The 14417-nt window shown below is 40.2% G+C and carries 11 protein-coding genes; 5 read left to right on the top strand and 6 right to left on the bottom strand.

Features of this window, described 5'->3' with window-relative positions; translation table 11 throughout:
- Positions 1-3: 3 nt before the first annotated feature.
- Positions 4-1596 (bottom strand): bifunctional metallophosphatase/5'-nucleotidase, encoded by a 1593-nt coding sequence (locus IHV10_RS18720; protein ID WP_197133019.1) that lies wholly within the window; start codon positions 1594-1596, stop codon positions 4-6.
- Between the two features lie 269 nt (positions 1597-1865).
- On the opposite strand from IHV10_RS18720, the gene IHV10_RS18715 reads away from it, so the two are divergent.
- Together IHV10_RS18715 and IHV10_RS18710 are read left to right on the top strand one after the other, a co-directional pair.
- Entirely contained in the window at positions 1866-3449 is a 1584-nt protein-coding gene (locus IHV10_RS18715; protein ID WP_197133017.1) for a hypothetical protein, read from the top strand.
- Positions 3450-3612: 163 nt separating this feature from the next.
- Positions 3613-4158, top strand: a complete 546-nt coding sequence (locus IHV10_RS18710; RefSeq protein WP_197133015.1) for a histidine phosphatase family protein — start codon at positions 3613-3615, stop codon at positions 4156-4158.
- A 44-nt stretch (positions 4159-4202) separates the two neighbouring features.
- On the opposite strand, the gene IHV10_RS18705 is transcribed toward IHV10_RS18710, so the two are convergent.
- The 4 genes from IHV10_RS18705 to IHV10_RS18690 form a co-directional block, all read right to left on the bottom strand.
- A complete protein-coding gene (locus IHV10_RS18705; RefSeq protein WP_197133013.1) occupies positions 4203-5150 on the bottom strand; it encodes a TIGR03943 family putative permease subunit in 948 nt (315 codons plus the stop codon).
- 18 nt (positions 5151-5168) lie between these two features.
- Entirely contained in the window at positions 5169-6179 is a 1011-nt protein-coding gene (locus IHV10_RS18700) for a permease (RefSeq protein ID WP_197133011.1), read from the bottom strand.
- A gap of 159 nt (positions 6180-6338) precedes the next feature.
- Positions 6339-7208 carry an NAD(P)-dependent oxidoreductase gene (locus tag IHV10_RS18695; protein ID WP_197133008.1) on the bottom strand — a complete coding sequence of 290 codons (870 nt, stop codon included), beginning with the start codon at positions 7206-7208 and terminating at the stop codon, positions 6339-6341.
- A 62-nt stretch (positions 7209-7270) separates the two neighbouring features.
- Positions 7271-7585, bottom strand: a complete 315-nt coding sequence (locus tag IHV10_RS18690; protein WP_197133005.1) for a hypothetical protein — start codon at positions 7583-7585, stop codon at positions 7271-7273.
- 435 nt (positions 7586-8020) lie between these two features.
- Here IHV10_RS18690 and IHV10_RS18685 point away from each other — a divergent pair, with 435 nt between their 5' ends.
- Together IHV10_RS18685 and IHV10_RS18680 are read left to right on the top strand one after the other, a co-directional pair.
- The gene (locus IHV10_RS18685) at positions 8021-8755 is read left to right on the top strand and encodes a hypothetical protein (RefSeq protein WP_197133002.1); all 735 of its coding nucleotides are present in this window, start codon (positions 8021-8023) and stop codon (positions 8753-8755) included.
- A gap of 68 nt (positions 8756-8823) precedes the next feature.
- Positions 8824-10026, top strand: a complete 1203-nt coding sequence (locus IHV10_RS18680; protein ID WP_197132999.1) for a hypothetical protein — start codon at positions 8824-8826, stop codon at positions 10024-10026.
- Positions 10027-10045: 19 nt separating this feature from the next.
- On the opposite strand, the gene IHV10_RS18675 is transcribed toward IHV10_RS18680, so the two are convergent.
- A complete protein-coding gene (locus tag IHV10_RS18675) occupies positions 10046-11395 on the bottom strand; it encodes an MFS transporter (protein WP_197132996.1) in 1350 nt (449 codons plus the stop codon).
- Positions 11396-11968: 573 nt separating this feature from the next.
- Here IHV10_RS18675 and IHV10_RS18670 point away from each other — a divergent pair.
- A complete protein-coding gene (locus IHV10_RS18670) occupies positions 11969-14371 on the top strand; it encodes a S8 family serine peptidase (protein ID WP_197132993.1) in 2403 nt (800 codons plus the stop codon).
- Positions 14372-14417: the final 46 nt, after the last annotated feature.

Here is a 14417-nt window from a genome sequence, read left to right as displayed (position 1 = left end):
GCTTCACCTGCTTCTCTTATTTTTTAAGGAAGATGAAACCATTACACGCCAGTTGTGATCACATGTCGCTTGTATCGTACCTCTATTCAAGATATAGTTTGCCATTAGTTCAGACATATCGATCGGAATATCCTTCACAACACGCTTCCCCTTCAGCATGGGATAATCACCGCCTCCACCTGCACGATAATTGTTCATAACTACTTCGTATAAGGAGTTGCTTTCAATTGGTTTTCCCTTATGCATTAAGTTTACAATTCGGTGTCCGAGCGGCTTTGACAGGTCAATCGTGTAATCAATACCTTCCCACATGTCGTAGTTGTAATGCTGAGGCTTTGGAATTGAAAACGCTGGGTTGATTATCGGATCACCCTCTTCATTCACAGAAAAATAAGAAGCTGACCGTTCTAATGCATCCTTCATATCTCGCCCTGTAAGCTCAATGACTTTTAACGTGTTTGGGTACACATAGTTTGAAACGATATCGCGCATCGTAACATGTTTCGAGAACCCTTTGGAATGGTCATCAAAAAGAGCTGTACTCGAAATATCAACACCTGCAGCATCCATCTGAACCTTATTAATAAATTCAATAAACGGATGATCAACTAGCCTCGTTAACATAGGATCAGTAATCGTCATATCCCCGTCTACTTGTCCTAAAGGCTGATCTAGCCATTTCTGAGTTTTCATTTCGTACGGCTGAATCAGATTCAACACCTGCTGATCAGGTTCGTGGTCGTTCACAGAAAGTAGTCTCGCTCGTTTATCCTTCACTTCCCATGAATCACCTTCACCATTGACCTTAACTTCTACATACCCTAGCTCAGTTCCTTGTGTCCCCGGTTGAATGATCGTCACTCCGTTCACCTCACCTGTAAGCAAGCGATGCTGATGACCGGTTACAAGCACATCGATCCCTTCAACCTCCATACAAAGCTGATACGCTTGGTTCTCTTTCGTTAGCGATTCCGTCGGTTCCCCTGTTCTGAGATCTCTCTCAAACCCACCATGATAGGAAACAATCATGACATCCGACTTCGATCGTAGATAAGGAATCCATTTCTTTGCCGTCTCCACCGCATCTAGAAAGTCAAGACCCTTAATATGTTCTGGATTCTCCCAGTTCGGTACATATTGTGTTGTTAATCCTAAGAGTGCTACTTTTAACCCACAATCAAAAGTTTTTATTACGAAAGGTTGTCCAAATACAGGTTTCTCTGTTCCTTGGTGAACAATATTAGCCGAAAGCCAAGGGAATTTTGAGTCATCAATTGTTTTATATAGATAAGGAAGACCATAATTAAACTCATGATTTCCTATTATCGCAGCATCGTAATTCAGTTCATTTAATAGAAGAACCATCGGATTCACATCAGCTTGATCTGTTTTAGCGTGATAATAAGTAAGTGGCGTTCCCTGAATCAGGTCTCCGTTATCAATAAGGAAAGTGTTGGGGCGGTTAAACATATGTTCCTTTAATAATCCTGTGGTTTTAGCCAATCCTATTTCCGCTTTTTCATTATTTCCGTACGTTAACGGGAGAACATAGCCATGAATATCACTAGTCACATAAATATGAACGAATTGCTCCACGCCTTCTCCCTACTTTCTATAAATAGTATATAAACCACATTATACCACCAGTTCTGTTCTACCACTTTAAAAATCCGTTGATGATATTCGACAATATTTCCGGGGGAATGATTGTTATTCTACAAAAACTTACACAGAGACAACATGGGATCAACTCATCCCACACATTCTTTTTATAAAAAAATTGAAAATATTTTACAGGGAAATACGTCTAATTTAACGAATAGTATTAATTTGTCGTTTTATACAAAATAGGGGGATCTATCAACATGAATTCGAATGTAAAAACCAAAAAGAACAAGAAAAGAAATCAATCCAATTACAGAGCATTACTGCTTCCTTTCGCAGTCGTTTTGATACTGATCGGAGCAGTGATCTGGAATAATGTCAGTCAAGAAAGAAAGCTTCCCAACCCTGATTGGAGCCGTTCAGTGGAGACATCTGCACAATCCATTAGTGCTGAACCAACTGTTATAAAAAAAGATGACCAATACTATGCTTACACACATCAAAAAGATGGGTTACAAGTGACGACTTTAGATGCAAATCTAAATCTAGTCTCTGAAAAGACAGAGAAACTCCCACTTGATGAAAGAGCGAACTATTGGACAAACGGAAAACAGATCGCCTTTATTTCTCGTGGTGAGCTTATTCTGTATGAAGACGGAAAACAAACCGTTGTAGATAAAGATGTAGATCTTCTGGCTGATGCTAAAGATCGCTTTGCTTATTCAAAAGGTAATGAAGTTTTTGTATACAATCCTGAAGATGGAAAAAGTCAATCTATCTTTACAGCTAAAGAAAAGCTATCAGAATTATCAGGTCACCCTGCATCTCAATCATTTATCCTGACTGTTGGTGAAAAAGTAGAAATGGAAGCTTTTTATTTAAAAGAAGCTGACGGAAAATATAGCGCTCAATCTATTACGCGATACAACAAAACGCCGACAGATAAAATCTATAACTTCCGCTTTGCTGAAGCAGCTGATCAAGTTCATTTTATGTATACCTTTTATTCTTCTAAACAAGGAACGAAGACGTTTAAAACGTTTTACGGTGCAGCACCAAAGGATCAGCTTACGACAGTCGATTTTAGCAATGTAAAGTTATATAGCTCAGAGCTTGGGTATGAAATCGAGAATCCTTCCTATCAACAATTGAACGTAGAAAATGACAAGCCTATCATTCTCTTTGCAGCGAAAGGACCGATTTCTACTAAAAAGGAAGCGGGCAACATTTACAAAGCAACATTAAATGGCGACAAATGGGAAGCAGCACGAATCAGTACAACGACTGATTTCTCAGTATATCCGTTACAGGTCGATGAAAAGACAATCGCTTGGCTAAAAGCTGAATCTGTCAGTGATTATAGACTTTATTTAGCAAGCCAAGATTCGGAGATAAAGAATGACAGTACAAAAGTAGGAAAGCAAGATGTCTACAACGCTACGTTTGACGCGTTCACGGCTTTTGTAGTTTCGTTCATCGCCATGACTAACGCATTTATTTGGGTAGTACCGTCTGTATTGTTCTTAGGTATTCTATATTTTGTACGAATTGATATCATTGAGGACGAAAAACCTTGGGCAAAGTGGACTGCGATCGCACTTTTTGTGATTACACAGCTTTATGTCATCCAGTCTTTGTTTAACAACACATTCTATACGCTAGCGCCGAAGTACCTCACCTTTACCGGCAGCTCGTTCATCATTCCTGTGATCATTTCCGCTATAGCACTGTGGGTGATGCAGGTTGCTAGAGATAAGGATTGGGGATTATTTGCACAAGTCTCTTATTTTATCGGACTTACCGTATTGTTCGAACTCTTTGTTGTTGGAACGTATGTGTACTAAGGGCTTGCCCCTTAGTAATTTAGCGGATTGACAGGAGAATCTGTCCAATCTAAATGTAAATCTGTCTATTTCATGTAATAATCTGTCCAATTTACGAAATAATCTGTCCAATTTATATTGCAGTGGTTCGCCAAGCTTACTAAGGAAATAGGGAGCTGAATGTATGATATATGTTATTCGGCACGGAGAAACGGATTTAAATAAAGAAAAAAGGCTGCAAGGTAGAATGGGACTTCCTCTAAATCAAGTTGGAATTACACAAGCAGAACGTTTGAGAGAACAGCTTAAAGATATAAGATTTGATCATGTCTTTTCTTCTCCACAAGAACGGGCCATTCAGACAGCTGAGATAGCAACTGGGATAAAGGTTAGTATCGACAGCAGACTTGACGTTTTTGACCTAGGAGAAGCCGATCACTTGAAGAAAAGCGAAGTCATATTTGATGGATTTATTCCTGATTCTAATCGATACAAAGGAGTAGAAAATATCAATAGTTATGTAGAACGCGTTTTTAGCTTCTTACGCGAAATAGAAGTTAGTTATCAACCAGATATGAATATTCTCCTTTCTGGACACAGATGTACAACAGGATGCATTGGAGCTTATTTTCAGGGGATTCCACAAAATAGAAATCTTTTAAAATATTCATCTGATAATGGACAGTATAAGACATATACATTTAAGAAATCTACACATCATGCACAGTAAAAAAGGACCCTGTTGAAGGGTCCTTTTAACGTTGTCCTTGTATGTTAATAAGCTCCCAAACTCTCTGGACTCGGGTACACATAAGGATCTTTGAGTGGCTTGATTTTTTCTAAAGACTCAACCTGCACTAACGGCAGACGGACTTTGTTCAATTCTGTTTCGTCAATGGTTCCTGTTACGGTGTACCATTCATCTTCTTTAAGTTTTGAAACTTCATCGCCTTCAATAATGGTTCCATATACCACGGCATCCGCGCTGCAGCAGTTCATCGAAAAGCGTGCAATAACGGCTTGATTCTCACTCATTCCGTCTTCACGATACACGAATCCAGTAGTCTCTATTTCTTTTCCTTTAAACTTATCAAGGTAGATATCCAAAACAGTCATCGTGTCCAGATAGTGATCAGATGTTACTTTCACTTTTTCCTTCGCCAACTGTTCTTTTCCGAACTTTTTATAATACGCCGTAACATCGTAAGTTTCGACCGGATTTTCTTCCTTTACGTTCTTTTCCATCTCCTGAATATATCCTTCAGGATCATCTAAATAAGCTTCAACATCAATATTCTGTGTTGTAGTCACCTTACCTTCATCCGTTTTTTGAGCTGGTTTCGCGTACAATCCTGTTCCATAACGAATGCCGCGATTTTCAGCAACGGAACTATCCATCGCTTTTTCTGGAATCATGAAACCTGTAAGAAGAGGAATCACAAAGATCATATAGATGAAGAAATGCTTAAGCGGTCTGCCCTTAGGCGTATGATCTACACCACATCCGCATGCATCATCATGCTGTTCATCGGATCTTCTAAAGAACTGCATCACACCTAGTATCCCTAATATACCGATCGCAAAATAAACAAAGATATGCATTTTCGGTGCTACATAATAATTCAGCTTTCCTGTTGTGATTAAACCGATCAGCAGGAGCATAAAGCCGATTAAGATGATACCTCTTAAGTACGTATGAAAATCTCGACTCTCTTTGTTCATCGTATCCTACCTCCCTTTCTAAGCCACAAACTGATAAATCATGGTTACAGCAAATACGGTTAATGTTATTAATCCCATTAACACAAATACAAAGCGCGTCTTAAAATAAGCGAACATCATAAGCATGTTCTTCACATCAAGCATCGGACCGTATACTAAGAACGCGATGATCGAACCCACCGTAAATGTACTTCCGAATGAAGCGGCGATAAAGGCATCCGCCTCTGAACAAATGGATAGCAAGAAAGCAAGCCCCATCATCAGACCTGTTGATGACCACTCATTGCCACCAAGCGCCAAAAGGTCATTACGATTGATGAATACTTGGAACATACTCGCTAAAAACGCGCCAAAAATAAGAAACTTCCCAGTATCAAAGAATTCATCAGATGCATGATACACCGTTTGTTTCCAGCGACTCATCGTAATACCATGTGAATGATCATGAGCTCCATGCTCAATGTGTAATCTGAGTTGATCTTTATTACGGAAAGCCCAATATACGATCAATCCAATAATGATCGCCACAAGAAGTGCCAGTCCAATTCTGCCATATACGACTGCCATATTGTTACGAAATGCATAAAAAGTGGATAGGATAACAACTGGGTTCACGATAGGGACAGTTAATAGAAAAACCGTTCCAAGGTGTAGCGGAAGTCCTTTTTTGATCAAGCGTCTTACGACAGGTATGATCGCACACTCGCAGACTGGGAAAATCACTCCCATAAAGAGTACAACACCGATTCCTAAAAATGGATTCTTTGGAATCAACCGTTGAATATGCTGTTCTGTTACGAAAGTTTGAATTAATGCAGAAACAAAAACGCCGAGTAAGATAAAAGGAACCGCTTCTATTAAAATACTTAGAAACACCGTGTTCACATGCATGATGGAACTTGGCAAGTTATCAAATACAGAATCATTTTTAATTTCTTCCATAAATAGAAAAGAAATAATAAAGATAGCTAGCAATAAGAGCCCTATCATTTCTTTTCTTATAATATCTCTTGTTGCGAGGTCCTTCATCGTCTAACGCTCCTCTACTCCAACAGTTTAATTTATTTATATACTAGTTTCTTTATGAATGAAATCTAGTATTCTCGCTCAAATTTTATAGCAATGCACCCTATATTTAATCGTAATTATTACGTTTTGTAAAGAGCAAAAAAAAGAAACCAAGGTGAATTACCCTTGGTTTGCTAAACGTTTATATAATGCATGTGTTCCGCTATCTTCTTCACCCATCTCAGCAAGCTCATCGTATAGCTTTTTCGCGAGTTGTAATCCTGGTGTCAATAAGCCCATCTCTTCAGCAGATTTTAATGCGATGTTCATATCTTTAATAAAATGTTTCACGTAAAAGCCAGGAGCAAAATCTCCTTTTAGAATTCTTGGTCCAAGATTGCTAAGGTTCCAGCTTCCTGCAGCACCAGATTCAATACTTTTCAGTACGTTCTCTGGATCTAATCCCGCTTTTTCCGCGTAAAGAATCGCTTCGCAAACTCCCATCATACCTGAGGCGATTGCAATCTGATTGCACATTTTCGTATGCTGACCAGATCCAGCTTTTCCTTGATAAACAACGTTCGTACCCATTTTTGAGAAGATGGGCTCCATATCGTGGAATGCGGAATCAGAACCACCTACCATAATGGAAAGCTTGGCATCTCTCGCACCGATATCCCCGCCTGAAACCGGCGCATCAAGCGTTGCGATATTCTGTTCAGCAGCCGTACGCTCAATTTTTTGCGCCAATTGCGGACTAGAAGTTGTCATATCGATTAAATAAGAACCTTCTTTGGCGTGAGCGACTAATCCCTCTGCACCTAAGTAAACTTCTTCTACATCTTTCGGATAGCCGACCATCGTGATGATCACATCACAGTTTTGAGCGATTTCTTTTGGTGTGTCTGCCCATTTAGCTCCTTTTTCAAGAAGATCTTCTGCTTTTGCTCTCGTTCTCGTATAAACATGGACTGGATAACCTGCATTCATCAAGTGGCCGGCCATGCTTTTTCCCATTACACCTGTTCCGATAAATCCAACACTTTGCAAATGTCCTCACTCCTTTCACTCATTATAACGAAGAATAACGAAAATAAAAAAGACACCGCTTATTAGGCGATGACCTCTCCTTGAAGAATACGTTCGATCTTTAGTTGAGCTAGCTCATAATCCATATCTAGATTTGTTAACATCGATAGCATGTCATCGTTTGAATGCCGCTTAAACAGTTGATACAAGTTTGGCTTTCGTTTTTTGAACATGGTCATCATCTCAATAGTAGGCAACGTTCTGCCGGTTGGTTTAATACGTAAAAAAGAGCGGATGTATTGTGTGAAAGCAGGTATGGATTCTACAGTGTCTGGTAGTGTGTCTAATAGCTCCTGAAGCTTCAATAATGAATCAATCAGTTCTTTGTTTCTTTCCACGAATTCGTCCCTCATCTTTCTCCGAAATTGTGTTACTTTGTTAAAATTTCGCCTGTTTAGGCAATTCATAGTAAGTATCGGCTGTTTCATAGAAAGTTTAGAGGGGTCTGACCCCACACAATTTATTTCCCACACGGATTTACTCCACAGCTCATAAGAGAATACTCCATTTATGATCATTCATTCTTATCTTTTCAAAATCTCGTTATCCACACAAACCTCCTATGCATCCAATCTTACTAGTCTTTCTCAATACCTTTTGACCTGTTTCTCTTCTTTTTATGTGCAGCACGCACAGTCCTTTAGGTGTATCTTTCATTTCCCTCATAAGTCCACCCTACTGTTTATTCGTTTTCGTATTTACGCATCTGTATATAAATGGTAAATTGAACATGTCGACAAAGGGGTCCCGTATTACGGCAGGAGGTTTGGAATATGAAAAAACATCTAGTTACTAGTGTTTTAGCATTCTGTCTCACAGCTTTTTCGGTACCAAGTGCTTTTGCTCAAAATCAGACTTCGTATAAAGATGAAATCCTAAGTATGCAGCCAGATTTAACATCAGCTGAGTTGCTTTCTAGTGTTCAGGCTATCGTAAAGAACACAGGAGATACAGAGGATGCACTTCTTAAAAAAATCTACGGAGAATTGAAACATGATCAAACAAAGAGCAAGGAAGAAAAGCAACAAAGCGGTAAGGTTGGCACAATGGGCAGCAGCGGTGGAACCGTTTCTGTTGGACCTAGTTCAAAAGGAAACTTCTATTACACCGCATCTCAAACGGCCTACATGAACCATGGACACGTGGGCATGTATTATTCGAGCGACGTCATTGTTGAATCTGTCCCTGAAACAGGTGTGAGGACGATCTCAACCACTTTACGAAAAGTGGATCAAGGTGATGCACAAGTAAAATCTGTTACAACAAGCTCGACGAACCGTAATAATGCTGCAAACTGGGCATTTAGCCGTGTAGGCATTGACGCATATTCTTATAACTTCGTGACCAACCGTTCGACTTCACATGTTGGTGATAAGAACTGTTCCAAACTGGTATGGTCGGCCTTTAAGTTAAATGGAAACTTAGATTTAGACGTAGATGGCGGGTTAGGAGTATATCCTCGGGATGTCCGGGATGCACCAGGCACGCAGCTTGTCCGGAATATATAAAAATAATAAGGCGATAAGGACGTAGAACTACGAACTTATTGCCTTGTTTTTATAAGAAGGTGATTACAGTGAAAAAAATAATCTTCTTTTTATTATTGATTCTCTTAATCGGTGGATTTTTATATAAAATGTACGGAAGTCAGAATCTCAGTGCTTCTCTTTCTATTGAGAATGAAGCAATCAAACAAGGAAAATTTTTAACTGATAAGAAAGCTGTACTCTATTTTTCAACAACAGCTGACCAAGACATGGATGGAAAAGGAGTAAGCCTTGCCGTATTTATTAATGACAAAGGTGAAGCGGATGCATTTAAGATGAAAGGCTTAGAACTCGGCAGTGTAGCTGCGAGTCAAAATGAAGTTTTGTTAGTCGATAAAAATAAAATCCGTCTAGTCGGAGCCACGTATAAAGAGTTTGGTATGGATAAATCCCAGTATACGGGTGAAAGAACAGGATACTTGGAGAAAGAAAAATTGTACTTTACTGTTTTCAATACAGGTGTAGGTGCTGACGGCGGGTATGATTCGAATATTCTTTATGGTAATAAGGAGGGCTTTCATAAAGAAAACATTCCCCATTACATTGCCACTTCAGGATTAGATCAAGGTGAGATCGTTGTGTTAACTCAAGATAATCAAAAGGAAGAGTTTCATATCAGAAAAGTGAAGTTGGCAAAGAACGAGATGAATACTCAAGATATTTTAAAAGTTAATCATTCGAAAGAAAGTGATTTTAGCAGCATGTCTCCAATCCTAAGCGACGATTTGTTTTATTATTTTGTGGGACAGAAAACGCTGGGAGAAGTCACAGAAACAATGGATTCAGATATTGTGCTGTATCGGTTCAATAAAAAAACCAAAGCACAAGATGAGTTCATCATTTCTTCTTATAGAAATGAAAGGAATATCACAGCACACTACCCATTCAATATAAAAAACTCCGCTCACTTATATAACAACGTTCTTTACTACGCAAATGGCCTAGGTGAGGTATTTGCTTTTGACACAAAAACGGAGAAAGTAAGCAAAAAATTCTCTATGAGAAACGTTCGAAAAGACGGAGTAAGACATAACGAAGAACTTTTCTATAAAGACGACAATCTTTACGTCGTAAGACATGACGAGAAACTAAAAGAAAAATACTACATTGAACACTATTCCTTAACTCAAGGAAAGAAGATAGAGAATATTAAAATTAATGGATTAAACGACATCCTACAATCGATTAAAGGCAAGTCTATCTATTCCTATGACTTTAAGATGCTGAAATGAAAAAATGTGAGTCTAGAACTTATTCAAGTTCCAGGCTCACATTTCTTTTTATTTTCACTCGATAAATAACAATCGCGATAATGACAAGAATCGTATACACAATAAACACATTTCGATAGATAGCATCTAAAGCCATTCCTTGCTGGCCCTCAATTAAGAGTCCTGCAACGGCTACACCGAGTGCGCCACCGAAAAATTGCACAAGCTGAAGCATGCCCATTCCAGAACCTACTTCATCCTCGCTTAATATTCTAGAGTTTTCATTGGCTAAGCTTGACGTTAAGCTAGAAAATCCGATGCTCGTAAACATGTAAAAGATCGCTGTCAGATAGAATGCTTTTGTTGCAAAAAGTGAAAACAGTACGACGGACACTAACAGTGCCACAAGCCCCGTTCGCATGACAGGCAGATTCCCAAACCGGTCGATCCAGCGTCCCACGTAAATTGCTGCGAACGCGGAAAGCATGGCACCTGGAAAGATAACAAATCCAATCGTAGCTGGTTCTTTTCCGAATAAGTTCGACAACATGACTGGCATCACGAACAACAACGCAAAATGGGTCATGAACGCAATCAGTCCGATGATTAAGAGCGACACATACAGCGTGTTCTTAAACAAACTCACACGAATAAACGGATCTTCCTTTTTCTTTGAATAAAACACGAGTGTGCCAAAGAATAGTACACTCAGGCCCAACAAGTACCAAGAAAACGAAGAAAGATAGAGTAATAACGAGGTTACACCACCACCCGTTAACAGTGCACCGACAAAGTCGAACGAGCCTTCTCTTTTTTGTTCAACAGGCAGATAGACTTTAAATACAGGGAGCAACAGCAATACAAGGCCTGTTACGATAAAAAGGAAATTCCACCCTAACAATTGTGTAATACCGCCTCCGATTACGGGTCCTAATCCGAAGCCAAGAGATGCGGCTGAAGAGATTAATGACATGGCACGTCCTCTTCTTGAAATTGGAATGTATCTTGTGGCAAGCACCATGCCTAGCCCTGGAACCGCACCGGCTCCCATTGCTTGAACCATACGGCTTATCAATACAAACTCAAAACTATTTGAAAAATATCCGATGATGGAGGCGATTCCTAAGATGATGACACCTGTAAATAATAATCTTCCAATCGGTATAAAATCTGACAATCTACTGAATGTGATCGTCGATAAGGCAAACACGATCGAATAGCCTGAAACAATCCATGATCCTGCAGTTGGACTCAGATCAAATTCCGAGATCACACTCGGTAACGCTACATTAAACATCGTCGTGTTCATGACAACAAGCCATACTGTTAGACTCCATAATGGAATGATCCGGTTCTCCTGAATCGTTCCATAGCCTTCCTCTTTAGCCATTCGTTCACCTTCTTTCTCTTCTCTAATTCTCTTTTCTAATAGAAAGGTTGCTATTAAGCTTTTTTATTATTCACTTCATTGAAGGTTGATTGAAGTGGAAGATGCGAGACTCCTACGGGACGAGCGGTCAGTCTGAAAAGTGGAAGTGGCTCGTTCAGCCCCGACTAGCAAAAGATGAATGGGCTATGAAGGCGCACTTTGCCTTATTGACCGTTCAACTTTTGACCTCGAGGGGCTAGCCACTGCAACTAGACAGGTGGAGACTCCTAATGGCGCGTAGCGGCAGGAGGCTCACCGTTCGCCCCGTGGAAAGGGAGCATCTGCAACGGAAATCAACTACTTTCAAGAACCTCCACTTACGCTAAAATAGCTTTCTCAAAAAACAATATTCCCATCTTATCATGGGTCTATAGAATTAGCGTTACGTTTTGCTCATGAACTTTTCAGGCCAAAAGACCAGCTCTTTAATTTCCAGTATAAGGACCTATTATCTGTTTTTACCATGTGCTCAAGGGATTTAAACACAGCAGTAGAATATTACCGTGATATTAAAAATAAGGGGTGTACGCTTGAATGAAAAGTTTTTTACGCAAGACATCTAGTTTCACATTAGCATGTACGTTTGTTTTTTCTGCTTTTTCTGGTGTATCTGCTGCTCCATCTACAAATGATTCACAGCCAGACCTAGCGCCGCTTTACGGGAAGTACAATTTAAACTCTTCTCATGTTACAAAAGTAATGGTTGAATTAAAAGAACCTTCTGTACTAGAGGCAAAAAAGAAAGGCAAAAAACAAACGAAAGCAAATCTAAAATCAAAACGTGAAGCTGTGGTAAAAGAAATCTCCACACGCTCCAAATCATATAAAGTTAAAGAAGAGTACGATCATGTTTTCTCTGGATTTTCACTAGAGATTGCAGCAAACGAAATTCCGAACCTTTTATCAACGCCTGGTGTAAAAGCGGTTTATCCTGATGTTGAATACCACACAACAGGGGATGACATGGGTGACCATTCATTCGATGATGTTACGCCTCAGATGATGAATTCAGCGCCTTTTATTGGTGCTAACCAAGCATGGGAATCCGGTTACACAGGAGATGGTGTGACGGTTGCTGTTATTGATACAGGCGTTGATTATACACATCCTGATCTCGATCAAGCATTCGGTAACTACAAAGGATATGACTTTGTTGATAATGACAACGATCCACAAGAGACGCCTAAAGGCGATCCAAGAGGAGCTGAAACTACGCACGGCACGCACGTGGCGGGTACAGTTGCGGCAGATGGCGGCATTAAAGGTGTAGCACCTGATGCAACATTATTAGCGTACCGCGTATTAGGCCCTGGAGGCAGCGGTTCGACTGAAAATGTAATTGCCGGAATTGAAAAAGCAGTAGAAGACGGCGCTGATGTTATGAATCTATCTCTTGGAAATTCGTTAAACAACCCGGACTGGGCAACGAGTATCGCGCTTGATCAAGCGATGTCTGACGGTGTTGTGGCCGTAACGTCTAACGGTAACAGCGGACCAAACAACTGGACGGTCGGCTCTCCCGGTACTTCAAGAGAAGCCATTTCTGTCGGAGCTACACAGCTTCCGTACAATGTGTATGCTGCTACTTTAAAAGCAGGAAATGCTAGTTTTTCTTCCGCAAAAGTAATGGGCTTTCCGTCTGAGGAATCTGTTCTAGCACTTAACGGAAAAAAGTTGCCAATCGTTGATGTTGGCTTAGCAGGAACAGCTGATTTTGCAGGGAAAGACGTAGCAGGAAAGCTCGTATTAGCAGAACGAGGCACGTATGCGTTTGTAGATAAAGCAACGAATGCAAAGAACGCTGGCGCCATCGGGATGGTCATCTATAACAACGTTGCGGGTGAGATCGTGGATGTGCCTGGAATGGCAGTTCCAACAATCAAGCTTACGAACGCTGAGGGTGTTCAACTTAAAAGCTTGTTAAGCGCTAATCCAAACACAACAGTAACACTTGGCACCAAGTTTGATAAACAAGTCGGTGAATTAATGGCTGACTTCTCTTCTCGTGGTCCTGTCATGGATACGTGGATGATCAAACCAGATGTTTCAGCACCTGGCGTCAACATCGTAAGTACTGTACCAACTCATGACCCTGCAAATCCGCATGGCTACGGTGCGAAGCAAGGTACAAGTATGGCATCTCCACATGTTGCAGGTGCTGCCGCTCTTTTACTAGAAGCACACCCTAATTGGGATGTTGAAGATATTAAAGCAGCTCTTATGAATACAGCGGAAGATCTTTTCGATGCTACAGGAAAGCTATACCCGCATAATACGCAAGGAGCAGGAAGCATCCGTGTAGTTGAAGCAATTGAAACACAAACACTCGTATCTCCTGGCAGCCATTCGTTTGGTGTATTCTCCAAAAAGAAAGGCAAGGAAGTACGAGGAGAACGTTTTACAATTAAGAACTTAAGCCGTAAATCAAAAGAATACAAATTTGATGTAGATCTTGAAGGTGTAAAAGTAACAACAAACAAAAAAGTGAAAATTAATGGTAAAAGCTCGAAGGATGTTAAATTTAAAGTACAAGTGGATGCTTCTAAGATGGCACCTGGCTATCACGAAGGAACGATTACCATCAAAGACGGAAGAAACGAAGTTGTAGTGCCGACGATTCTCTTTGTACAAGAGCCTGACTTCCCTTCGATCACTAGCATCAGTGCTACAGAACTAGGAAATAATGCATTCACGTTTTCAGCTTACTTTCCTGCTGAAGCCGACAAAGTTAATCTTTTCTTATACGATAGCAACCTGACGAAAGAAATCGGTCTGATCGGCAGCTACGAAGATGTTCCGAAACAGTATAACGATTTTCAATGGGACGGAAAAATCTCCGGACAAGCTGTAGCACCTGGTAAATATCGTGTTGTCGCATTCGCTGAAAGAGGCGATAAGCTCGACAGTCGATACACGGATGTTATCACCCTTCAATAAAAAAATTCCCTTGCCGAGCGTTCGGTAAGGGATTTTTTTATGGTTA

This window comes from Fictibacillus sp. 5RED26 (genome assembly GCF_015903895.1).
GTDB classification, from domain to species: Bacteria; Bacillota; Bacilli; order Bacillales; family Fictibacillaceae; genus Fictibacillus; species Fictibacillus phosphorivorans.
The sequence above is the reverse complement of the archived record's forward strand: the minus strand, read 5'-3'. Positions and strand labels throughout refer to the sequence as shown.